This is a genomic window from Polaromonas sp. P3_A5 (genome assembly GCF_056403055.1).
The window spans coordinates 797,568-819,977 of record NZ_JBFUGF010000001.1 but is presented as its reverse complement, the minus strand read 5'-3'; the positions used below and the strand labels follow the sequence as shown (position 1 = coordinate 819,977).

22 protein-coding genes and 3 tRNA genes are annotated in these 22,410 nt (G+C 60.3%); 17 read left to right on the top strand and 8 right to left on the bottom strand.

Annotated elements, in window-relative coordinates:
* Window positions 1-2: 2 nt before the first annotated feature.
* Together rpoZ and AC1DU8_RS03935 are read left to right on the top strand one after the other, a co-directional pair.
* Window positions 3-206: a DNA-directed RNA polymerase subunit omega gene (gene rpoZ / locus AC1DU8_RS03940; protein WP_011482283.1), complete on the top strand. Its 204-nt coding sequence runs from the start codon at window positions 3-5 to the stop codon at window positions 204-206.
* 109 nt (window positions 207-315) lie between these two features.
* Window positions 316-2,562 carry a RelA/SpoT family protein gene (locus tag AC1DU8_RS03935; RefSeq protein ID WP_477667766.1) on the top strand — a complete coding sequence of 749 codons (2,247 nt, stop codon included), beginning with the start codon at window positions 316-318 and terminating at the stop codon, window positions 2,560-2,562.
* Here the strand turns inward: AC1DU8_RS03935 and greB are convergent.
* The 3 genes from greB to AC1DU8_RS03920 all read right to left on the bottom strand — a co-directional run bounded on the left by greB (window position 2,559) and on the right by AC1DU8_RS03920 (window position 3,693).
* The gene (gene greB, locus AC1DU8_RS03930; protein WP_477702249.1) at window positions 2,559-3,125 is read right to left on the bottom strand and encodes a transcription elongation factor GreB; all 567 of its coding nucleotides are present in this window, start codon (window positions 3,123-3,125) and stop codon (window positions 2,559-2,561) included. The two genes, AC1DU8_RS03935 and greB, sit on opposite strands and share 4 nt — an antisense overlap.
* Before the next feature lie 44 nt (window positions 3,126-3,169).
* Window positions 3,170-3,424, bottom strand: a complete 255-nt coding sequence (locus AC1DU8_RS03925; protein ID WP_457282185.1) for a hypothetical protein — start codon at window positions 3,422-3,424, stop codon at window positions 3,170-3,172.
* Window positions 3,425-3,616: 192 nt separating this feature from the next.
* Window positions 3,617-3,693: transfer RNA gene (locus AC1DU8_RS03920), tRNA-Arg, on the bottom strand.
* 780 nt (window positions 3,694-4,473) lie between these two features.
* Here AC1DU8_RS03920 and AC1DU8_RS03915 point away from each other — a divergent pair.
* From AC1DU8_RS03915 to AC1DU8_RS03895, 5 genes are all read left to right on the top strand, one after another.
* Window positions 4,474-5,163 (top strand): hypothetical protein, encoded by a 690-nt coding sequence (locus tag AC1DU8_RS03915; protein WP_477702248.1) that lies wholly within the window; start codon window positions 4,474-4,476, stop codon window positions 5,161-5,163.
* On the top strand, window positions 5,160-5,705 hold the full coding sequence (locus tag AC1DU8_RS03910; protein WP_477702247.1) for a GTP-binding protein: 546 nt from the start codon (window positions 5,160-5,162) through the stop codon (window positions 5,703-5,705). The genes AC1DU8_RS03915 and AC1DU8_RS03910 overlap by 4 nt, the downstream gene beginning before the upstream one ends.
* Window positions 5,702-6,088 (top strand): roadblock/LC7 domain-containing protein, encoded by a 387-nt coding sequence (locus AC1DU8_RS03905; RefSeq protein ID WP_477702246.1) that lies wholly within the window; start codon window positions 5,702-5,704, stop codon window positions 6,086-6,088. Before AC1DU8_RS03910 ends, AC1DU8_RS03905 begins: the two co-directional genes overlap by 4 nt.
* Window positions 6,085-6,447: a hypothetical protein gene (locus AC1DU8_RS03900; RefSeq protein WP_477702245.1), complete on the top strand. Its 363-nt coding sequence runs from the start codon at window positions 6,085-6,087 to the stop codon at window positions 6,445-6,447. The genes AC1DU8_RS03905 and AC1DU8_RS03900 overlap by 4 nt, the downstream gene beginning before the upstream one ends.
* Window positions 6,448-6,527: 80 nt before the next feature.
* Entirely contained in the window at window positions 6,528-6,887 is a 360-nt protein-coding gene (locus AC1DU8_RS03895) for a hypothetical protein (protein ID WP_477702244.1), read from the top strand.
* A 484-nt stretch (window positions 6,888-7,371) separates the two neighbouring features.
* Here AC1DU8_RS03895 and AC1DU8_RS03890 read toward each other — a convergent pair.
* Window positions 7,372-7,448: transfer RNA gene (locus AC1DU8_RS03890), tRNA-Ile, on the bottom strand.
* A 24-nt stretch (window positions 7,449-7,472) separates the two neighbouring features.
* Complete coding sequence (gene hrcA / locus AC1DU8_RS03885; RefSeq protein ID WP_457282186.1) at window positions 7,473-8,492, bottom strand: heat-inducible transcriptional repressor HrcA; 1,020 nt, start codon at window positions 8,490-8,492, stop codon at window positions 7,473-7,475.
* Window positions 8,493-8,541: 49 nt separating this feature from the next.
* Between hrcA and AC1DU8_RS03880 the strand changes: the two genes are divergently transcribed.
* From AC1DU8_RS03880 to rapZ, 3 genes are read left to right on the top strand one after another with little or no spacing between them, the layout of a single operon-like run.
* Window positions 8,542-9,417: an NAD kinase gene (locus AC1DU8_RS03880; RefSeq protein WP_477649604.1), complete on the top strand. Its 876-nt coding sequence runs from the start codon at window positions 8,542-8,544 to the stop codon at window positions 9,415-9,417.
* A gap of 18 nt (window positions 9,418-9,435) precedes the next feature.
* Window positions 9,436-11,079, top strand: a complete 1,644-nt coding sequence (gene recN / locus AC1DU8_RS03875) for a DNA repair protein RecN (protein ID WP_477690315.1) — start codon at window positions 9,436-9,438, stop codon at window positions 11,077-11,079.
* Window positions 11,079-11,945, top strand: coding sequence for an RNase adapter RapZ (gene rapZ, locus AC1DU8_RS03870; RefSeq protein WP_477726449.1), 867 nt, complete (start codon window positions 11,079-11,081; stop codon window positions 11,943-11,945). The genes recN and rapZ overlap by 1 nt, the downstream gene beginning before the upstream one ends.
* A 49-nt stretch (window positions 11,946-11,994) precedes the next feature.
* On the opposite strand, the gene mutY is transcribed toward rapZ, so the two are convergent.
* The 3 genes from mutY to mutM form a co-directional block, all read right to left on the bottom strand.
* A complete protein-coding gene (mutY, locus tag AC1DU8_RS03865) occupies window positions 11,995-13,074 on the bottom strand; it encodes an A/G-specific adenine glycosylase (protein ID WP_477726448.1) in 1,080 nt (359 codons plus the stop codon).
* 54 nt (window positions 13,075-13,128) lie between these two features.
* The gene (locus AC1DU8_RS03860) at window positions 13,129-15,105 is read right to left on the bottom strand and encodes a dynamin family protein (RefSeq protein WP_457282191.1); all 1,977 of its coding nucleotides are present in this window, start codon (window positions 15,103-15,105) and stop codon (window positions 13,129-13,131) included.
* A gap of 71 nt (window positions 15,106-15,176) precedes the next feature.
* On the bottom strand, window positions 15,177-15,992 hold the full coding sequence (gene mutM / locus AC1DU8_RS03855) for a bifunctional DNA-formamidopyrimidine glycosylase/DNA-(apurinic or apyrimidinic site) lyase (RefSeq protein ID WP_457282192.1): 816 nt from the start codon (window positions 15,990-15,992) through the stop codon (window positions 15,177-15,179).
* Window positions 15,993-16,110: 118 nt separating this feature from the next.
* On the opposite strand from mutM, the gene AC1DU8_RS03850 reads away from it, so the two are divergent.
* From AC1DU8_RS03850 to pth, 7 genes are all read left to right on the top strand, one after another.
* Window positions 16,111-17,883, top strand: a complete 1,773-nt coding sequence (locus AC1DU8_RS03850) for a tetratricopeptide repeat protein (RefSeq protein ID WP_477666674.1) — start codon at window positions 16,111-16,113, stop codon at window positions 17,881-17,883.
* Window positions 17,880-18,419: an outer membrane lipoprotein LolB gene (locus AC1DU8_RS03845; RefSeq protein ID WP_477666673.1), complete on the top strand. Its 540-nt coding sequence runs from the start codon at window positions 17,880-17,882 to the stop codon at window positions 18,417-18,419. The genes AC1DU8_RS03850 and AC1DU8_RS03845 overlap by 4 nt, the downstream gene beginning before the upstream one ends.
* Before the next feature lie 87 nt (window positions 18,420-18,506).
* A complete protein-coding gene (ispE, locus tag AC1DU8_RS03840; RefSeq protein ID WP_477726447.1) occupies window positions 18,507-19,442 on the top strand; it encodes a 4-(cytidine 5'-diphospho)-2-C-methyl-D-erythritol kinase in 936 nt (311 codons plus the stop codon).
* Between the two features lie 86 nt (window positions 19,443-19,528).
* Window positions 19,529-19,605 (top strand) — tRNA-Gln (locus AC1DU8_RS03835).
* A gap of 228 nt (window positions 19,606-19,833) precedes the next feature.
* Entirely contained in the window at window positions 19,834-20,808 is a 975-nt protein-coding gene (locus AC1DU8_RS03830; RefSeq protein WP_457282195.1) for a ribose-phosphate pyrophosphokinase, read from the top strand.
* Between the two features lie 111 nt (window positions 20,809-20,919).
* Window positions 20,920-21,615, top strand: coding sequence for a 50S ribosomal protein L25/general stress protein Ctc (locus AC1DU8_RS03825; protein ID WP_431098044.1), 696 nt, complete (start codon window positions 20,920-20,922; stop codon window positions 21,613-21,615).
* Window positions 21,616-21,769: 154 nt separating this feature from the next.
* Window positions 21,770-22,384 (top strand): aminoacyl-tRNA hydrolase, encoded by a 615-nt coding sequence (gene pth, locus AC1DU8_RS03820; RefSeq protein ID WP_477690314.1) that lies wholly within the window; start codon window positions 21,770-21,772, stop codon window positions 22,382-22,384.
* Window positions 22,385-22,410 lie beyond the last annotated feature (26 nt).

The following is a 22,410-nucleotide window of genomic DNA, read 5'->3' as shown; positions in this document are numbered from 1 at the left end:
CCATGGCCCGCATTACCGTTGAAGACTGCCTCGAAAAAATCCCGAACCGCTTCCAGCTGGTGTTGGCTGCCACCTATCGTGCACGCATGCTCAGCCAGGGGCACGCCGCCAAGATTGAAAGCAAGAACAAGCCTGGCGTTACCGCTCTGCGCGAGATCGCAGAAGGCAAGATTGGCCTCGAAATGCTGAAAAAAGTGCCATCCTGAGTCAAATCTGGCACCGCAAAAAAGCACCGCAATGCGGTGCTTTTTTCATTTATGGCCTCATAAAGTCCATTTTTTTCATGATTTATTCATGCCGCGATACATTTAAGGCATGAGCGCCATGCTTTCGCCTGTTGTTTCCAGCAAGTCGACCCCCGCCGCCGCCAACGCAGCAGCGGCAAGCTTTGCTGCGCTCACGGCGAAACTCGACTACATGAGCGCTGCCGACATTGACAATGTCCGCCGCGCCTATCGCTTTGCAGATGAGGCCCACTTGGGCCAGCTGCGCAACAGCGGCGAACCCTATATCACCCACCCTATCGCCGTCGCGCAACAATGCGCCGAGTGGAAGCTGGATGCACAGGCGCTCATGGCCGCCCTGCTGCATGACGCCATTGAAGACTGCGGCGTCACCAAGCCCGAGCTGATCGAGCGTTTCGGCGCGCCGGTGGCTGAACTGGTGGACGGGCTGACCAAACTCGAAAAGCTGGAATTCAATACCCGGGAAGAAAACCAGGCTGAGTCTTTCCGCAAGATGCTGCTGGCCATGGCACGCGACGTGCGGGTCATCCTGATCAAGCTGGCTGACCGGACGCATAACATGCGCACGTTGGGCGATGTCCCGCGCGCCAAATGGACCCGAATCTCGCGCGAAACCCTGGACATTTACGCGCCCATCGCCCACCGCCTGGGCCTGAACACGACTTACCGGGAATTGCAGGACCTTTCCTTCCAGCACCTGCACCCCTGGCGCTACGCCACCTTGACCAAGGCGTTGCAGAAGGCCCGCGGCCGCCGACGCGACGTGATCAAGCGGGTGCAGGGAGAGGTCGAATCGGCCTTTACCGGTGCCCATGTGCCGGTGATGATCTCGGGACGAGAAAAGACGCTGTATTCCATCTACCGCAAGATGGATGAAAAGCACCTTTCGTTTGCCCAGGTGACCGATCTCTATGGGTTTCGGGTGATCGTGAAAGACCTGACGGCCTGCTACACGGCCATGGGGGTGTTGCACCAGCTCTACAAACCCCTGCCCGGAAAGTTCAAGGACTACATCGCAATCCCGAAGATCAACGGTTACCAGTCCCTGCACACCACGCTGGTTGGCCCCTTCGGTACCAATATCGAGTTCCAGATGCGCACCGAAGCCATGCATGTGGTGGCGGAATCCGGGGTCGCGGCGCACTGGCTTTACAAGGCCACCGACCCGGATGGCGACGCTTCGCAGCGGCTGGGGACACAGTGGCTGCAATCGCTGCTCGACATCCAGCAGGAAACACGCGATGCGGCCGAGTTCTGGGACCACGTCAAGATTGACCTGTTTCCCGAGGCGGTCTATGTGTTCACGCCGAAAAGCCAGATCATGGCCATGCCGCGTGGCGCGACCATCGTGGATTTTGCTTACGCCATTCACAGTGACGTGGGGCACCGCGCCGTAGCGGCCAAAGTCAACGGCGAACAGGTGCCGCTTCGGTCCGAGCTGCATAACGGCGACGTGATCGAAATCATCACGGCTTCGGTCTCCAGCCCCAACCCCGGCTGGCTGGGATTTGTACGCACGGGGAAAGCCCGCTCCAAAATACGCCACCATCTGAAAACCATGGCGCTGTCCGAGTCGCAAGACCTGGGCGAAAAAATGCTCGCGCAGGCGCTGCGTGCCGAGGGCATCGAACGCGAACGCCTCCCCGACGACGATGAAGCCCACCACGCCACCTGGGAAAAGATTCTGCGTTTTACCGGCAACCGGTCACGTGCCGATCTGCTGACCGACATCGGGCTGGGCAAACGGATCGCCAGCATGGTGGCCAAGCGCATCGTCACCCTGCTTGCCGAAACCGGTGAAAAACCCAATGCCCTGCTCATGAGCCGTGAGCGCTACACCGCCCATGAGTCTGTGTCGCAAGGCGCGCTGGTGATCGATGGGAGTGAAGGCGCCTCCGTACAGTTTGCCCCCTGTTGCCGCCCGATTCCTGGCGACGGCATCGTGGGCTACCTGGGCCGCGGTGAAGGTCTGGTGATACATACTGATGACTGCGCTGTCGCCAAGCGACTGCAGCACCGTGACAGCGAGCGTTTTATCGCCGTGGACTGGTCCGACGAGCCTGTGCGGACGTTTGAAACAAACCTCCTGGTCACCGTCTCCAATGGGAAAGGGGTCCTGGCGCGAGTGGCGGCTGCATTGGCCAGTGCCGAGGCGGACATTACCCATGTCGACATGGGCCAAGAGCCTTCGCATGACGCCACGGACCTGCGCTTCGGCGTGGCCGTGCGCGACCGCATCCACCTGGCTTCCGCCTTGCGCAGCGTGAAACGCACACCTTCCGTACTGCGGGTGCAACGCGCCAAATCGTCCGGCTAATCAGCTGTCGATTTGTCCGGTGCGGGATAGTCCACTTTCAGTACCTCGAGCGCCTGTACACCCTGCGGAGTCACGAGACTGACTTCATCGCCAACACGCGATTTGAGCAGCGCTCTGGCGACAGGTGATATCCAGCTGATTTGTCCTTGGGCGCTGTTGGCTTCGTCAATGCCCAGAATGGTCACGACTCGCTCAACTCCGTCGCCATCGGCATAGGCAACTGTCGCGCCGAAAAAAACCTGGCCGCTGCCATGATGCACCGACGGGTTGCTGATTTCCGCAATTTCCAGTCTCTGCGTCAAAAACCGGATTCGCCGGTCGATTTCCCGCAGCCGCTTTTTACCGTAGTGGTAGTCGCCATTTTCGGAGCGGTCCCCATTGCTGGCAGCCCAATGAACGATTTCCACCATTTTGGGTCGTTCGCTGTCGATCAGGTCCAAAAGTTCGCTGCGCAGATGCTCATAGCCCTGCGGTGTGATGTAATTTTTGCCGCCTGCAGGCAGGGGCACGAGCGTCGGCTCGTCATCCTCCGGCTCGGTTTCTTTGGTAAACGCTTTGTTCATGCTCCGGCCACCATAGCATTCATGGCTGCCGGCCGTGAATGCGCCTAAAAATCTTCCATTTTCAGCACGAGGGGATTTTCAGGCGTGTAGCTCACACCCGCCACGACCAGATCAGCGGCCCGGGCGTGAATCATTTCAGCATCCTGTTCATACGCTTTTTTCAGGGAATCCGGCCCAGGCACGGCGCCGAAGAACTCCTCCATCGCCTCGCGCGAAATCCTGACGGGAATGGTGCTGCCCGCGTACGACAAGCCAAAACTGAGCCACTCGCCGTGGTCCTCGACATTCAGTGATCCCATGTTTCTCCTCCGGAATTAGGCTTCCAGAATAGCGGAGCTCTTGTTGGACGTACAGCCCGTCCGGCGCTGCCGAGTCCCAGGAAAACCACTATCGCGATGGCAACGGTATAAAAAGGACCTCAGAAGCGGCCCCCGGAAAGAAAAATAGCCTAGAGGGATGAGCCTCTAAGCTATTGAAATCACTTAAGAAAGTGGTGCGGCTGGCAGGAATTGAACCCACGACCCCTTGGTTCGTAGCCAAGTACTCTATCCAACTGAGCTACAGCCGCTAAGCCTCAAATTATAGCTTATTTAAATGATAGGGCGCGAGTGACTTGAACACTCGACCAAAGGACTATTAGGACAGGTAGATTCGGCGTCACTTTTTTTAGCTGAAGAAACTTAAAGTACTTTTTGTTAGGTCCGGCCCTGCTGCTCTACAAACCGAGACTATCGAACCGCTGCTTAGGGCTTACTGCTTTCTTTTAAACACGTCCAACAAGTTATGTTGAGCCCGACCGGATCGACACCGAAAGTTCAAGCGACAGTTTTTCTTTACCTAGCCTTGGGGCATCCCGCGCCGTCTCCGATTCGGGCCGTACAGGGTCTACTTGCAGACGACCACGTATTAATCGACATGGAAATCACCTTCCGGCGTCGCATGTCAGACACGGCGAGCCAAAAGACAAGAAGAAGAGCATAGGGGCGACGTCAGTGATGCGTTCGGCTATATCGGTTGCCCTGAGAGAGAGAGTTCCAGTTCCATCGCTCATAGGCTACCCACTCGTCAAGGCGCGGCGGCCTGGGACTCGAATTCATAGTCAGGTAACCGGGTCAATTGTGCGCATTGAGGCCTTGAATTGCGCTGAATCATGGCCCGCACTGTGGGACCGCCGGGGCAGCAGTGTTGCCAAGCGAGACGCCCTGCGCCACGTTGCGTGATTAATGTCACAAAATTATTAGCACACTTAATAATTCCTGCGCGCGGCGCCCAAAGTCATTTACATTTTGAAACATAACTACTATAAAACAAGCAGGATCCTACTAAAACTAATCACAAAGAACCAATCATGATTATCGGCGTCGAGGGTTTGTCAGCAGCGGAAGTCAGTCTGCTGCGGACCATTCTGAAGCTCAGCACGCAGTTGGTGATCGACTGGACCCTGAGTGAGCAAGGCCACTGCGACGTGCTGTTGACGGCGCTTCCCGTCCCGCCCGAGCGCGTTCATGCCGGCCCCGCAGCCCGGATCATGGTGCCCATCGTGCGGCGTGGGGAAAGCACAGGCGGCGAGTGTCTTGAGCGGCCTTTCAGGGCGGAAGATTTTGTGGCCTTGCTGGGACGGCTCGCACCAGCGTTGAAGATCGACACCCTGCCGGCGCACCGGCTTGAAACTTCCCCGGCAGCCGCGGCTCCCACCAACAGGCGAGGCCGCCTGAAGCGCTGGCCGCCTTCCTATCTGATCGGCTCCAGCCGCGAACGCATCCAGCTGGCGACGCTGTTGTCGCGGCGCTCCCGGTCGGCGTGTGAGTTGAGCGCGGTCGCCGGCTATCCCGAATCGGCGTGCGGTGCTTTCATGCTGGAGCTTGAAGAGCATGGCCTGCTGAGCTGGGAACTACCCGGCCAATCCGCCCCCCTCCAGCCAGCAGCAGCCCCCCTGCCCATCCCCGCAGCCGCGGGCCAGATCGACGGCGTGCCGGGCTTCCTGGGCAGCATACGGCGCCGCCTGGGCTTGAGCTGGAACAGCCGGAGCGCCGGATGAGAGAACACAAAATCGTTTTCACCGGCACCATGGGTGCGGGTAAGACCACCGCGATCGCAGCCATCAGCGAGACACCGCCGGTAGTCACTGACGTGGCCAATAACGACGCGTCGCTCGGCAAAGCGAAGACGACGGTCGGGCTGGATTTCGGGCAGCTCACGCTGGACACCGGCGACAGGCTGCGTCTGTTCGGAACGCCAGGCCAGGCGCGCTTTGATTTCATGTGGCGCATCCTGGCGCAGAACGCGCTAGGCATCATCATCCTGATCGATAACTCCCGACCCGATCCCCTGGCCGACCTGGATGCTTATTTGCAGGGCTTTGCAGACGTGCTGGCGCACACCCCCTGCACCGTGGGCGTCGGAAGAATGGACTCGCACACGCAGCCCGACCTGGACGCCTTTTCGGCCCGGCTTGAACAGCACGGGCTGGTGCTGCCGGTTCTGGCCGTGGACGTGCGCCGGCGCGAAGACGTGGTGCTGCTGATCGACACCTTGCTGTCGCAGGTGGAATCCTTCATGACAGGGAATGAAACAACATGACGATGGTGAGCGAGACGGTCCGCAGCGCGGCCCAGGACCAGGCACGCAGGATGCTTGAAGAGGTGAACGGTGTGGTGGCCGTGGTGGTCGCCACGACCGATGGCTTCGACATTGCCAGCGCGGTGACGCGTGACATCGACCCGGTGCGCGTGGCGGCACTGGCGAGTTCGATCTCGGCCATAGGAGCCGTGGTGTCGCAGGAGGCCCGGCTAGGCCGCAGCCGCAGCGTCACCATCAACACGGACGCGGGCTTTGCCTTCCTGAGCGCGATCCACCGCAAGGACGTCGACCTCGTGGTGAACGTCATCGCCAACGAACACGCCATCCTCGGGCAGGTGGCCTACCGCTCGGGCGAGTGCGTCCGGGCACTGGAAGCCGCGTGAACACGCAGCACGTCTCCGCCGAACTGGCATGCATGGCCCTGACGCCGGGCGTGAGCGCCTGCGCGCTGGTGGATTCGGCCACGGGCATGGTGTACCTGTCGGCGGGAAACCATCCCCGGATCGATGCAATCGCCGAGGCGGCCAGCGACTACTGGCGGCTGCACGCACGCAGCGGCATTCCGTTCGCCGATCTGGGGCCGCTCCAGGCCATCTCGATGATCCACAGTGACGGAGTGCTCAGCCTGATGCCGTGCGGCGAGGGCATTGTGATGGCCACCCTGTCCGGGCGCATGGCGCTGGACATGGGCGCCTGGTTCCAGAAGGTCGGCCGCCTGGGCAGACTGATAGGGCAGGGATGAATTCATGGGAAACGGGAATGATGGCGCGCATGCCTTTCCCGTATCCCTTCTCAAAGCATGCGCGCTAGGACTTACCCAACATGACAACCATCAAACAATCTCTCGATGAACTTCTCACCCTGGACGGAGCGCTGTGCGCCGCCGTCGTCGACTCCTCCAGCGGCATGATGCTGGGCTCCGCCGGCACGGGGGTGGACCTGGAAGTGGCCGCCGCCGGCAACACGGAAGTCATGCGCGCAAAGCTCAAGACCATGCGCTCGCTGGGCCTGAACGACGTGATCGAAGACATCCTGATCACACTGGGCAAGCAATACCACCTGATTCGCCCGCTCTCGCGAAAGGAAGGCGTTTTTATCTACTTCGTGCTGGACAAGGCCAAATCCAACCTGGCCATCGCCCGGCGCAAGATGCAGGACATAGAGAAAGACTTGAGCTTTTAAGGCTGCCGTTTAAAGGGCAAGCACCCACGCGGCGGCCTTTGGGCCACGAGCAATGCTTTTTTAGCTCTGTCGGATAATTATTGAAGCCATACTTGGAGTGAACCCCTCCGATCCAGCTCGAGGGGTTCACTCCAAACTCGAGTCAGACTTCAGCGCAATTCAACACAATCTACGTAATTCAGCGCTGAGAGTGCAGCAAAAGTGCGCGCCGGCACTGCTAGAGTGCCCAAGGAGTGACCTGCAAATGCTCTTGTATGGGTGAAAACCAAGGCACGGGCCATCCTGCGGGGCGTTGGTACGTGATTTCAGGCACATGCGCCGTAAGCTGGGGTGAACGCAACTATTTTTCGAGTCTTTTGAAGCCGATGTAAGTCGGCACCGGCAGATATTCCCCCGGCCCTCCTGGATTCCAGTTCTTTAGGATCTCAGATGGGGGAACACCCCAGAGCCCGAAACCGGACGCCGAGGTGCACATGAAGATAAATGGTAGGGCGTGAGTGACTTGAACACTCGACCAAAGGATTATGAGTCCTCTGCTCTAACCAACTGAGCTAACGCCCCACTCAAGGGATCGATTGTAAGGGCCTACTTGCTATGGCTGAGCGCGGTGCTCACCAGCTTGGAGGTGATGTCGACAATCTGGATCATTTTTTCGTAGGGCATACGCATGGGCCCTATCACGCCTAGGGTTCCCACTACCTGTCCGTCGACTTCATAAGGGGCCGTCACCACAGACAGCTCCTGATACGGAATGACCTGGCTTTCGCCGCCGATGTAAATCCGGACTCCCTCGGCGCGGCTCGAAACATCAAGGAGCCGCATCAGCTGCGCCTTTTGCTCGAAGAGATCAAAGAGCTTGCGCAGGTTACCCATATCGCTGGAGAAGTCGCTGACGGCCAGCAAATTGCGTTCGCCGGAAATAACCACCTCGTCGCGCGATTCGATGGCCTCCGAGCTGACCTTCACCGCCGCCTGCATCAACGTAGCGATTTCACCGCGAAGGGCTTCCACCTCGTTCTTCAGGCGCTCCCGCACCTCTTCGATCGCCATGCCGGCGTAATGTGAATTGAGGAAATTGGCCGCTTCAACCAATTGGGACTGCGTGTAGTCCGCCTCGGTGAAGATAACCCGGTTTTGCACATCGCCGTCGGGCGAGACGATGATCACAAGAAAGCGTTTTTCGGACAGGCGCAGAAACTCGATATGGCGAAATACCGACGTCCGGCGTGGCGCCATGACGACACCCACGAATTGCGACAGGCTTGACAGCATGTGTGCCGCATTGCTGAGTACTTTTTGGGGTTGATCAGGTGCCAGCCGCGGCGCACCGATATGGCCCGACGACGACAAGGAGTCGCGCTGGGTAGTCAACATCGTGTCGACAAAGAGCCGGTAACCCCGCGCTGTGGGAATACGCCCTGCCGAGGTGTGCGGGCTGACAATCAGGCCAAGCTCCTCCAGGTCGCTCATCACATTGCGTATGGTGGCCGGAGACAGTTCAAGGCCGGAAGCTTTGGAGAGCGTACGCGAACCTACCGGCTGTCCATCGGCAATGTAGCGTTCAACGAGTGCTTTCAGCAGCAATCGGGCACGATCATCAAGCATGGTGCCATTCTACGAAGCTTCGGTTGCCATGTTGTGATGTAATTTGCCGATGAAGTCGCAATTTCGCCATGTCGCATTGATCGGCAAGTACCACGCACAAGGTTCCCGGTCAGCACTGGAGGAGATCGCACACTTCCTGGGCACCCAGGGTTGCGATGTGGCGATCGAGCAGGACACCGCCAGCAACACCGGCCTGACCCGGTTCCCGACCCTTGATGCAGCCGGCATAGGGGCCCAGTGCGACCTCGCCCTCGTCGTGGGGGGAGACGGCACCATGCTGGGCATAGGCCGGCTACTGGCCCAATTCGGCATCCCCCTGGTGGGCATCAACCAGGGCAGGCTGGGGTTTATCACTGACATCGCCTTTGAGGACTACCAGAACACACTCATTCCCATGTTGCGTGGCGAGTATGAAGAAGATCGACGCTGGATGATGCAGGCCGAGGTCGTGCGTGACGGCAGGTGCGTCTTCAGCGCCACCGCCATGAACGACGTTGTCGTGAACCGCGGAGCGACCGCCGGTATGGTGGAACTCCGTGTGGAGGTGGATGGCCGCTTTGTGGCGAACCAGCGCGCAGATGGCCTGATCATCGCCTCGCCGACCGGCTCCACGGCCTATGCCCTTTCAGCGGGCGGGCCCTTGCTGCACCCATCGATTGCCGGCTGGGTCTTGGCGCCGATTGCGCCGCATACCTTGTCCAACAGGCCCATTGTGCTGTCGGACTCGGGCGAAATTACCATTGAAATCGTCTCTGGCCGCGACGCCAGCGCCAACTTCGACATGCAGTCGCTGGCCAGCCTGCTGCATGGCGACCGCATCACCGTCAGGCGTTCCGAACACCAAATGCGTTTCCTGCACCCCAAAGGCTGGAGCTATTTCGACACGCTCCGGAGAAAGCTGCACTGGAACGAAGGCGTGGCCTGACCGGCCAGGATTCAAGTTATGAGCCTCAAAACCATATCGCTTCGCGACTTTGTCATCGTCCACAAGCTTGAGCTGGATTTGTCCGGCGGCTTCTCGGTGCTCACCGGTGAAACCGGTGCGGGTAAATCGATCCTGATTGATGCACTACAACTGGCGCTGGGCGCTCGAGCCGATGCCGGCGTGGTTCGCGAAGGCGCCGCACGCTGCGAAATCAGCGCAGAGTTTGACAGCCCCGCAGGCCTGGCCCCCTGGCTGGAACAAGCCGGCTTCGACAGCAGCGAAACCCTGCTGCTCAGGCGCACGATAGACGCGCAGGGTAAAAGCCGCGCCTGGATCAATGGCAGCGCGGCAACGGCCACCCAGCTCAAGGACATCGCCGACCAGCTGGTGGACATCCACGGCCAGCATGCGTGGCAAAGTCTGACCCGCCCCGACGCAGTACGCGGCTTGCTCGACTCCTATGCAGAAGTCTCTACCGGCGAGTTGTCACGCCTGTGGCAACAATGGCGGCTCGCCCAGAAAACATTGAATGACGCACGCGAAGCGCAAGACAGCCTGCAGCGCGAACGCGAGCGGCTGGCGTGGCAAATCGGCGAACTCGACAAGCTGGCACCCGGGACCGCCGAATGGGACGAGCTGAATGCCCAGCATGGGCGATTGTCCAACGCGCAAGCTCTGCGCGATGCCGTACAGGCCGCCGTCGACGCATTGCAGGAGTCCGACGAGAACGCCACCGCACTGCTGGGGCGAGCCATTGCATCGTTGCAAGGCCAGGAACACATCGAACCCGAGTTCAAGGGCATCCTCGAGGTGTTAAATGGCGCTCTGGCCCAGATGGAAGATGCAGTGCATTCGCTCAATGGCTATGCGCGGCACGCCGAGCTGGAACCCCAAAGGCTGGCCGAACTCGACGAACGTCTTTCGCTGTGGGTCAGCCTGGCGCGACGTTACAAGCGCACCCCAGCCGAACTGCCTGAATTGCTGGCCTCCTGGCGGGCCGAGTTGCACAAGCTCGACGAAGCCGCCGATCTGGCTCAACTGGAAAAAAACGAAAGCCAGGCAAAGTCAGCCTACCTGGACGAAGCCGGGCAGGTGTCGAAGGCGCGCAGCAAAGCTGCACCCAAACTCGCCAAGGCCATTACCCAGGCCATGCAGGGCCTAGGCATGCAGGGCGGCAAATTTGACGTTGCTCTCAGCAAACTTGAACAACCAGCCCAGCACGGGCTGGAGCAAGCCGAATTCCTGGTAGCAGGCCATGCCGGCAGCACACCTCGCCCCGTGGGCAAGGTCGCCTCCGGCGGCGAGTTGTCGCGCATCGCGCTGGCCATCGCCGTCACCACCAGCCAGCTGGGGCAGGCGCAAACGCTCATATTTGATGAGGTTGATTCGGGCGTGGGGGGTGCCGTGGCCGAAACCGTCGGACGGCTGATGAAACAACTGGGTAAAGACCGGCAGGTCATGGCAGTCACCCATCTGCCCCAGGTAGCCGCCTGTGCCGACCAGCACCTTGTCGTTGCCAAGCGGGCCGAAAACGGCACCACCCTCAGCACCGTAGACCATGTCAACGGGGAACAGCGCGTGGCTGAAATCGCCCGCATGCTCGGCGGTGAGCGGCTTTCCGGCACTACGCTGGCCCACGCCAAGGAAATGCTGGGACAGTGATGGCAGCACTGGAAATGGTTCTTATCACCGGCATGTCGGGTTCCGGAAAATCGGTTGCCCTGCATGCACTGGAAGACGCCGGTTATTACTGCGTCGACAACCTTCCACCGGAATTGCTGACGCCCTTCGTCGCACTGGAGCAGCAGCACGGCGCCCAGAAAGTTGCCATTGCCATGGACGTGCGAAGCGCAGTCTCGCTTCCCCTGGTACCCCAGCAGCTGCGGCAGTTGCGCGCCTCCGGCGTGACGATGCAATCCCTCTTCCTGGATGCAAACACGGAAACTCTCGTGCGCCGCTTTTCCGAAACGCGCAGGCTTCACCCTCTGTCGCGCATTGACGCTTCCGACCAGCACCGGGCATTGGTAGACGCCATAGAGCTGGAGCGGGAGTTGTTGGGCGAAATGCGCGAGCAGGCCCACGTGCTTGACACCAGCATGATCCGCTCATCACAGCTACAGGGCTATGTAAAGTCGCTGATCTCCGCTCCCAGCACTCAGCTCACGCTGGTGTTCGAATCCTTTGCCTTCAAGCGGGGCGTGCCGCTGGACGCGGATTACGTGTTTGACGTTCGCATGCTGCCCAACCCGCACTATGAGTCGGGTCTGCGCCACCTGACCGGGCTTGATGAGGCCGTGGCAAGCTATCTCAAGGCCCACACGGAAGTGGACGACATGTTCCGCCATATCGAGCAGTTTCTCAGCCATTGGCTGCATGCACTGGTACGTGACCACCGGAGTTATGTGACCGTGGCCATCGGCTGCACCGGTGGCCAACACCGTTCCGTCTACCTTGTCGAGGAATTGGCCGCAGCTTTCGGCCAACAATGGCGAACGCTGAAGCGGCATCGCGAGCTCGACGCCGTTTGAGTCCAGATAAGGCTGGGCACGGCCTCATCTTCCAGTACAGCGGGCAGGCCTAGGCGTCCCGTTCCAACAGTTTGCGTATGGGCGCGGGCAGCCCCAGTGCAGGCCATTCGGCGGGGCCGAACCACGCACCGGGCCGTTCATCCGAAACCAGAGACCTGGGCATGGTTTGCCCGGCCCGAAAACCTGCGATCCACGGCGACAGGTGCAAGTCCTTGTGTGTCAGCACGTGGACAAAACCTGGCAGTGGATCGAGCCTTTCCCGCAAGGAAGCCGGCAAATCTGCAGTCAGTGCCTCATCACTCTCAAAAACCGGCAGGCAATAAAGCCCACCCCAGATTCCCCGGCCGGGGCGCTTTTCAAGCCAGACCGAACCATCCGGCTTCTGCGCCCACAACAGACTCAGCGCCTGCGCACTGCGCTTGAGCTTTCGTGTCTTCACGGGATACTTGCCGGGATCGCCGGCGGCAAAACCGCGGCACAGGTTTTGTACGGGGCATAACAGGCACTGGGGCTGGCGGCCCACGCAAATCGTGGCACCCAGATCCATCAGTCCCTGCGTATAGCGCGGCATGGTTTCGGGCAGGTCCTGCTCAGGCAGCAGCTCTGCGGCGGTGTCCCAAAGCGCCCGCTCATTGGCACTTTGAGCCAGATCAGCGGAAAAACCCAGCACCCGCGTTAGCACCCGTTTGACGTTGCCATCCAGAATCGCAACACGTTCACCAAAACAAAACGAGGCGATGGCCGCGGCGGTTGAACGGCCTATGCCTGGCAGGGTCTGGAGCTGCTCGGCCGTCTCCGGAAATTGCCCAGCATGCAATGCCACGACATCCTGAGCGCAGCGGTGCAGATTGCGCGCACGGCTGTAATAACCCAGCCCGCTCCATAGCCCCAGCACATCGTCTTCGGAAGCCGCAGCCAACTCCTTCACCGTCGGGAAGCGTGAAAGGAATCGCGCGTAATAATCCAGAACCGTTGCGACCTGAGTCTGCTGCAACATGATTTCAGACAGCCACACGCGGTAGGGATCGCGTGTGTTTTGCCAGGGAAGGCTATTGCGTCCGTGCGAAGCCTGCCAGCGCACAATTTTCCCGGAAAATCCGGGCAACTGGCATGAGGCCGTTTGCTTCACAGCAACCGATTTCCGCCCCGAAGGGGTCTTGGTGGGTCGCGACCGCGTCAACGCTCAGGCAGCCTCGGGCACCGCGGCATTTTCTGCAGTAGCGGCACCATCCGGCGTCTTGGACTGCGTTGAAGAGCCCATCAGATGGGAAGTCAGCTCCGTGAGCTTGTTGTCCAGCTCATCGAGTACGCGCTCCTGGATATCGATTTCAGCGATCCGTTCATCCAGACCAGACGCCGCTTGCTGGATGCGCTCGATAGCTTCAAGCCTGCGGCCGAAATTGCGCCGCCGCTCGCGCAACTGCGCATCAAGCTGCGATGCCGCTGACTTGTTCCAGAGCTCCACTTCGCCAAGGGCGGATTCGTAGACCACCCGCAGGCGCGTGGCGAGGGCACGTACCAGCCTCTCGGAAAATTCCGGCTGGGAAAGTTTCAGAACATTGCCCACACCAAGATATTGCAAATGGCTGCGCTCAATTTGCTCAAGGTCGTGTTCATAGCGGATCAGCTCCGGCTCTTTTGGCGCCTGCAGCGAAAAACTGAACTCGGCATTGAGCTGGCGAAAGGAGGCAGTCAACATGGACTGGATTTCACTGCTCATGATCTGCGACTTCTGCAGTCCCTCGCGAAGGCGGGAAAAAGTCTGGCCATAAGCCTTCTTGACGCCCAGCTTGATGCCCGGCTGCTTCAGGGCATGCGTCAGCTCGGCCAGTTCTGCCTTGAGCGTCGGCGTGCTGAGCAGATTGAATACGTCACGGAGCAATTTGAGGTGGACAGAACGTACCGCGTGAATTTTCGAGCCGCTGGTGTCGAACTCAGCCTGCTCCTGCTCGATGCGGCTGCGCATGTGCTTGATGACCGAGACGTTCTTTCCTCTCAGGCCACGCAACTCAATCATCTGTTCGGCCAGATCGCGCCGGCGGATGTGCATGGCCCGCCCCGCTTCGGTCCGGAGTTCGCTGATACCGCCCGACACCGCTGTACGCAGGATTTTTTGGCGCTGTCCCATCACGCCCTGCCCCAGCGCCAGCTCGAGGGCAGGCAGGTGGCTGGCCTCCAGCAAGGCTTTGTCTCGCGTGACCTTGGCCACCAGCCCTTTTTGGGCCGATACGGGAATGACCTGGGATTCAGGCAGGCCCAGGATTTCGGCAGATGTTGCACGCTGCTTGTCGATCTGCGCCTGTACTTGTTCGGGCGTGCTTAACGCGTCCCAAAGGGTGTCGATCTTGTTGAGCACCACCAGGCGTGCATCGGTGCCATCACCGTCGGTGATCAAATGCTCGCGCCAGATGGCCAGGTCGGACTTGGTGACACCGGTATCGGCGGCCAGTATGAACACCACGGCATGGGCCTGGGGGATCAGGCTCACCGTCAGTTCGGGTTCTGCGCCAATGGCATTGAGACCCGGCGTATCCAGGATGACCAGGCCCTGTTTGAGAAGCGGGTGCGCAATATTGATCAGCGCGTGGCGCCACTTGGGCACCTCTATCAGGCCGTCAGCGCCTACGCGCGGGTTGTCCTCCGGGCTGCTGTCATGCCAGAAACCAAGAGAGCGGGCTTCGTCCTGGGTGACATGGCGGACTTCGGCCACTTTTTCGAGCGCCTGCGCCAGTTGCGCCGGGTCATTCACGTCGAGGTCGATCCGCGTCCATTTTTCGGGTACCGCGCGCCACTCCATGAGGGCCTGCTTCTGCAGGCGCGTTTCGATGGGCAACAGGCGCAGGCAGGGGGGCACATCCGCGTCGTAGCCCAGCTCGGTCGGGCACATGGTGGTGCGGCCAGCGCTCGCCGGCATGATGCGGCGGCCATAACCGGCGAAAAATATCGCATTGATGAGCTCGGACTTGCCGCGCGAGAATTCGGCCACAAAGGCGACCATGACCTTGTCGGAACGTACCTGTGACTCGAGCCGCTGCAGGCGCTCCTCAACCGCTGCATCCAGCAGGTCATGGTCCTTCATCCACTCTGCAAGCAGTTTCAGGCGCAATGCGAATTCGCGCCGCCACGTGCCGTGCTGGTCAAATTGTTCGTTAAAAGACATCGGTCTACCGTAAAGTGTGTCGGTCAATATAGCATCGCAAACCCGAAAGAACCATTGGCGCGTCTACGGACTCAAGGTTTCTGGCAATTCGCACAGTAAAAAGTGGACCTTTGCCCCTGCCGGAGGGTCTTCACGGGTGCTGCGCACACCCGGCAGGGCAGGCCGGCGCGGTCATAAACCATGGCTTCCAGCTGGAAATAGCCCGATTCACCCTGTGCATTCGAAAAGTCTCTCAGGGTGCTCCCCCCCTTTGTAACAGCTTGGGCCAGTACCTGGCGGATCGCCCCGTGAAGCAAGGCCGCGCGGGGCTTGCTGATCCGGTTTGCCCGGGTGGTCGGCCGGATTCCAGCCAGGAAAAGGGCTTCCGACGCATAAATATTGCCGACACCAACCACGGCCTCCCCGCCCAACAGCACCTGCTTGATCGCCGTTTGCCGCAGTTTCAGCGCCTGGTGAAAGCTTTCCGCGTCAAAAGCGTCAGTCAGCGGCTCGACGCCGAGCCGGCCAAGCAGCTTTTGGGCGGCAGCCGCGCCTTCATCGCTGGCATACACCACAGCCCCGAACCGGCGCGGGTCGTTCAAACGCAAAGTCCCCTGGCTGGTGGCCATTTCAAAGTGGTCGTGCTTGCCCAAGGCGGGGAAACCGTCGCCAAAAGCCACACTGCCGGACATTCCGAGGTGGATCAGCAGCAGCCCGTTGCTCAGGTCCACCAAAAGATACTTGCCGCGACGGCGAACTGCCAGCACCTTCTGGCCGGCAAGCTTGTGCGGCGCGCAGCCCAGCGGCCAGCGCAGGGGCTTGCCCATCTGGACGCGCTCAATGACGGCGCCGGCGATACGGTCCGCAAAGCTCAACCGGGTGACTTCAACTTCTGGCAGCTCAGGCATGGTTTTGTAAATAAGGGCGCTGCTGCATGGCGCAAGAAGGCAGCGGTGGGCCAGCCGAAGATCAGGGCCGCGGCGTAAAGCGGCAGCGCAGCCGGGAAGCTTCAATTATCATGGTTCGATGAAGAAAAAAATTGGCCTTGCCATCAGCGGCCTGTGGCTGGCTGTTCCCCTGGTCCTGGCGCAGACCGAAGAACCGCTCCTGGCTGCGCCCTCAACGCTTGTCGAGGCCAAAGCCGCACAGGAAGCGACTCCATCATCGCAGCTGGATGGGGCCCTTTTTTACCAGCTGCTGGTGGGTGAAATGACCCTGCAGGAAGGCGAGCCCGCCGCAGGATTTGCGCTCATGCTGGACGCCGCCCGCAAAACCGGCGATGCGCAGCTCTACCAGCGCGCTACGGACATCGCACTGCAGTCGCGCTCTGGCGATGCCGCACTGCAGGCAGCCCAGGCCTGGAAGGCAGAGCAGCCCGCCTCGCGCGAGGCAAACCGTTATGTCCTGCAGATCCTGGTGGCATTGAACCGGATTGCCGACACGACCGAACCGCTGCAAACCGAAATCCGGCTTGCTCCGGAAATGGAACGCGCTGCGGCATTGACTGCGGTACCCCGGATTTACGCGCGTGTTCCCGACAAAAAGCTGGCCAGCACGGTGGCCGAAGAAGCGTTGGCCACCTACCTGAACAGTCCCGCCACCGCCAGCGCCGCCTGGACCACGGTGGGGCGTATGCGGCTGGCCGCCGGCGACAGCAACGGCGCGCTTGCGGCAGCCAGGCGCGCACAGGCTGCAGGCCCGCTCTCCGAAGGCCCGGCCCTGGTCGGGCTGGAACTGATGGACCCGAAACAGCCTGAAGCAGAAAATCTGGTCCGCAAATACTTTGAAGGCAACGCCAAAGCCCTGCCCGAAGTGCGGATGGCCTATGCGCGCGCGCTGCTGGATGCCCAGCGCTACGCCGAAGCCGCCGCCCAGCTGCAAGTGGTGACCCGCGAAAAACCCGAGCTTCCCGAAGGCTGGCTGGTACTGGGCTCCCTGCAATTGCAGGACAACCAGCTGGCACAGGCACAAACCTCGCTGGAGCGCTACGTCACCCTGGCCCAGCAGCAGACAGCCGAAGGCGAGCGCAACCGCGGCCTGGCCCAGGCCTACCTCTCGCTGTCCCAACTGGCCGAAAAACGCAAGGACTATGCGGCGGCAGAAAGCTGGCTGGCCAGGATTGAAAATTCCGCTGACCTGACCCAGGCCCAAACCCGGCGCGCCTCTATCCTGGCCAGCCAGGGCAAACTGGAAGAAGGACGCCAGCTGATCCGCAAGCTCCCCGAACGCAACGCTGCAGACGCAAGACTGAAATTGAACGCGGAAGTAGGCCTGCTCCGCGAATTCAAGCAGTACCAGCTGGCCCATGATGTGCTGGCGCAAGCCCTGGCCAGGAACCCCGACGAAACCGAACTGCTGTACGACCAGGCCATGATGGCTGAAAAGCTGGGTTCGATGGATGAAATGGAACGTCTGCTGCGGCGCGTCATCCAGCTCAAGCCCGACTACCACCACGCCTACAACGCCCTGGGCTATTCATTTGCGGATCGCAGCGTGCGCCTGCCGGAAGCGCGTGATCTGATTCGCAAAGCGCTCGAATATGCGCCCGCCGATCCATTCATCAAGGACAGCCTGGGCTGGGTCGAATTCCGAATGGGCAACACCTCGGAAGCCATCAAGATCTTTGAAGCCGCTTACAAAGCCAAACCGGACGCCGAAATCGCGGCCCACTTCGGTGAAGTGCTCTGGACAACAGGCCAGCGTGACCGCGCCGTGGCCATCTGGAAAGAAGGCCGGCTGCTGAGTCCCGAAAACGAGACCCTGCTCGAGACGCTCAAGCGCCTGCGCGTGAAGCTGTGACGGGAATTCGCGTCCTGCCGCCTGTACTGCGTATCCACCTGACCCGTCTGGGTCTGGTGTGCGCCTGCGCTATTGCTCCTTTTTTGATAGCTGGTTGCGCTCAACCACAAAGGCTTGCGGGCACAAATGACTCAAAAAATGAGCTTCGGACAGGCCGTATCAGCCTGCAGGTCCAAAGCGAACCTGTGCAGTCTTTTTCGGCGAGCTTCGAGCTCAAGGGCCAACCCGAGCGCGGCGAACTCTCGCTGATCAGTCCTTTGGGCAGCGTGCTGGGTGTGCTCCGCTGGTCGCCCGGTGAAGCCGTACTCGACTCAGGCAATGGCAAGATCCAGCGATTTTCTTCGGTGGATGAGCTGATGGCCCAGGCGACAGGTGCGGCCGTCCCGGTGACCGCGCTCTTTGCCTGGCTGCAGGGCGACAATGCCAGCGTCAGCGGCTGGTCTGCAGACCTTTCCCGTTACGCCGAAGGCCGCATCACGGCCAGGCGGGTGCAGCCAGCGCCCCCAGCCGACCTGCGTGTTGTCCTTGACCAATAATTCCGGGGTGAATGCCCCGGCTTCGCCGCAAGGCCTCCCGTACTTTCACGCTCCCGGTTCCTGTTATTGCTTTGGCGACACCAGTTCATGACGACTCATACCGCCCCCGTCCCACACGCCGCGCAGCCGCTCAAAGCCCTGTATGACGTGCCGGCGCCCGCCAAATTGAACCTTTTCCTGCACATCACCGGACGCAGGCCCGACGGCTACCACCTGTTGCAATCCGCATTCATGCTGATCGACTGGTGCGACACCCTGCACTTTGAACTGCGCGCCGATGGCCAGATCACCCGGGAAGACCTTCGCCAACTCAACGAGGGCAACCCCGGCGAGTCCCAGGCCTTGCCCGCCGAGGACTTGTGTGTACAGGCAGCCAGGGCGCTGCAAGCGGCTTGCGGCACGTCTTTGGGCGTTCACATCGGCCTGCAAAAAAGCGTCCCTTCAGAAGCCGGCATGGGTGGGGGTTCATCCGACGCAGCCAGCTGCCTGCTGGCGCTGCAGCGGCTTTGGGGTGCGCGCCTGCCGACCCCAACACTGCAAGCCATCGCCCTGTCGCTGGGCGCCGATGTCCCCTTTTTCCTGTCCGGTGGCCACGCCTGGGTGGAAGGCATTGGTGAAAAAATCACGCCGCTGGCCTTGCCGCCAGCCCGTTTTGTGGTGGTTAAGCCCCCTGCCGGTGTCTCCACACCAGGAATTTTCGGTGCGCCGGGGCTCAAACGCGACACAGAAACTGCTACAATCCAAGGCTTTGCTGCAAATGCTGAAGGCCCTTTGAGATCGGTTGATTTCGGATTCGGCCGCAACGACTTGCAGCCGGTAGCGCAGGAGATGTGCCCGCAGATTGGCCAGTCGATCAACTGGCTGAAAACGAAACATCTTCAAGGGCGCATGACCGGCTCCGGAAGTGCTGTATTTGCGCAACTGCCGCATGGCACGGATTTGACGGATCTTTCAGGTTTGCCTGATGACTGGATAGTCCGGACATGCAGCAATTTGGAGGCGCATCCTCTGGCTGGTTGGTAAAATAACCGCTCTTTGAAATGCGCTTTCAAGCGACCTAAATGGAAAAGTTTATAGGTCTGTTGTTGGCAACAACAACTGTCCTGTGTAGGGGTGTCGCCAAGCTGGTTAAGGCACCGGATTTTGATTCCGGCATTCGCAGGTTCGAATCCTTCCACCCCTGCCAAATTACTCGCCGTGGGCCGTAGCCCCGGTGTTGCGGTCCCGCCCGGAGCGGGCCCGTGTGACTCCTGACAGACCCGCGTGATGTGTATCAGCGGGTCTGTGTGTTTTTGGAAACACGCCAGGCAAGCGGCGCTCACTGCCAAGCCCGTTGCAACGTGTTGTCCCGTGCGTATTTTGCTTCGATAAAAATTTCAGCCACGTTCAAGTCCTTGTAGCAGCTGGGCCCCACATGCAAACGCACCATCCCGACTTCATGGTTTTCACCGGCAATGCCAATCCGAGCATGGCCTCCGACATCGCCCAGCACCTGGGCATTTCACTGGGTGCAGCCCATGTCGGCCGTTTTTCGGATGGTGAGGTTACCGTCGAGATCCAGCAGAACGTCCGGGCCCGTGATGTGTTTGTGGTGCAGTCGACCTGCGCGCCGACCAACGACAACCTGATGGAACTGCTGATCATGGTTGATGCGTTGAAACGGGCTTCGGCCGAGCGCATCGCCGCGGTGATCCCGTATTTCGGTTATGCCCGGCAAGACCGCCGCCCACGTTCGGCGCGGGTGCCGATTACAGCCAAGGTGGTCGCCAACATGCTGCAGGCCGTGGGCGTGTCGCGTGTTTTGACGATGGATCTGCATGCCGACCAGATCCAGGGCTTTTTTGATATTCCGGTCGACAACATTTATGCGTCGCCGGTGTTGCTGGGCGACTTGCGCCAGAAGAATTACGCCGACCTGATGGTCGTGTCGCCCGATGTGGGCGGCGTGGTGCGCGCCCGGGCGCTGGCCAAGCAGCTGGGCTGCGACATGGCGATCATCGACAAGCGCCGCCCCAAGGCGAACGTGTCTGAAGTGATGCACGTGATCGGCGACATTGAAGGCCGCAACTGCGTCATCATGGACGACATGATCGACACGGCCGGCACGCTGGTGAAGGCGGCTGAAGTGCTGAAAGAGCGCGGCGCCAAGAAGGTTTACGCATATTGCACGCACCCGATTTTTTCGGGCCCGGCCATTGACCGCATCGCCCAGGGCGACGCACTCGATGAAGTGGTGATCACCAACACCATTCCGCTGAGCGCCCATGCAGCAAGCTGCAAGAAGATTCGCCAGCTCTCCGTGGCGCCGCTGATCGCTGAAACCATTCAGCGCATCGCCAAGGGAGAGTCGGTCATGAGTTTGTTTTCGGACCAGGACAACCTGTTCTGATCTGAAACAAAAAGGTAGCTGCCCTCGCCTCACGATGTTCATCGTCAGGAAAAAGCAGCTTTTTAAACCAGAACGAGACTGGTCGCGGTCCGTTCTTTATTGGAGTTGATTATGAAATTCGTCGCTTTTGAGCGCGCAAAGCAGGGCACGGGTGCGAGCCGCCGTCTCCGCATCACCGGCCGTACGCCCGGTATTGTTTACGGTGGCACCGGTGAACCCACGCTGATCGAAATCGATCACAACGCGTTGTTCCACGCCATCAAGAAAGAAGCGTTCCATGCTTCCATCCTCCAGATGGAACTGGCAGGCAAAGAACACAAGGTTCTGCTGCGCGACTTGCAAATGCACCCGTACAAACAGCAGATCCTGCACATCGACTTCCAGCGCGTGGAAGCCAAGACCAAGATGACCGTGAAAGTGCCTGTGCACTACAGCGGTGAAGAAGAGTCTCCAGCCGTCAAGACGGAGAACTGCCTGGTCAACCACGTGATCACCGAGCTGACCGTGTCCTGCTTCCCTGCAGACATCCCCGAATTCATCGCCGTCGACCTGAAGGGCCTGAAGAAGGGCTCGCCGCTGCACATCAAGGACATCACCCTGCCAAAGGGCGTGAAGTTCGTGGCCAAGGGCCAGGACAACCCGGTTCTGGTGTCGGTGTCTGCCGTTTCCGAAGAAGCCGAGGCCGATGCCGCAGCAGCCGCTGCAGCAGCCGCACCGGTGGATCCGAAAGCCGCTAAAGCTGCGGCCGCCAAGGAAGCCAAAGCCGGCGCCAAGGCCGACGCTGCCAAGCCTGCCGCCAAGAAGTAATTAACCCACTTCACGCTCAGGCCTGAAAAGGCTCGCGGCCCTTGTCCTCCCGCAGGACAAGGGCCGTTTTTCTTGACCAGCCTTATCCCTTCAACCCCAGGGATGCGAAGCACGACAGACACGCCCCTAGAATTGGGCGGATGGAAATCTCCAAATGATCAAATTGTTTGTCGGGTTAGGCAACCCTGGCCCTGAATACGAAGCCACCCGCCACAACGCCGGTTTCTGGTTTATCGACGCCCTCTCGCAGGAGCTGAAAGCCCCGCTGAGCCTGGACAAGAGTTACCACGGCCAGGTGGCCCGCATCACGGTGAACGGCCAGAACGTCTGGCTGCTCAAACCACTCACCTTCATGAACGTGTCCGGCAAGTCGGTGGCGGCGCTGGCGCGGTTCTTCAAGGTCGCACCCGAGGAAGTGCTGGTGGCGCACGACGAGATGGACATCGTGCCCGGCCAGGTCAAGCTCAAGTTCAGCGGCAGCCATGCCGGCCACAATGGCCTGCGCGACATCCATGCGCAGCTGGGCACGGCCGACTACTGGCGCCTGCGCATCGGCGTGGGCCACCCGGGCGTGAAGGCCGAGGTGGTCAACTGGGTGCTGAAAAAACCTTCGCAAGAGCACCGCGTGGCGATTGAAGACTGCATTGCCCGCTGCATCAAGGCCGTGCCGGAACTGCTCAAGGGCGAGATGGAAAAAGCCACGATGATGATCCACACCAGCACGCCACCGCGGCCGAAACCGCCGCGCAAAGTGGATATCGAAGACTGAAATTCAGCCGAGCCGGGCACACCACG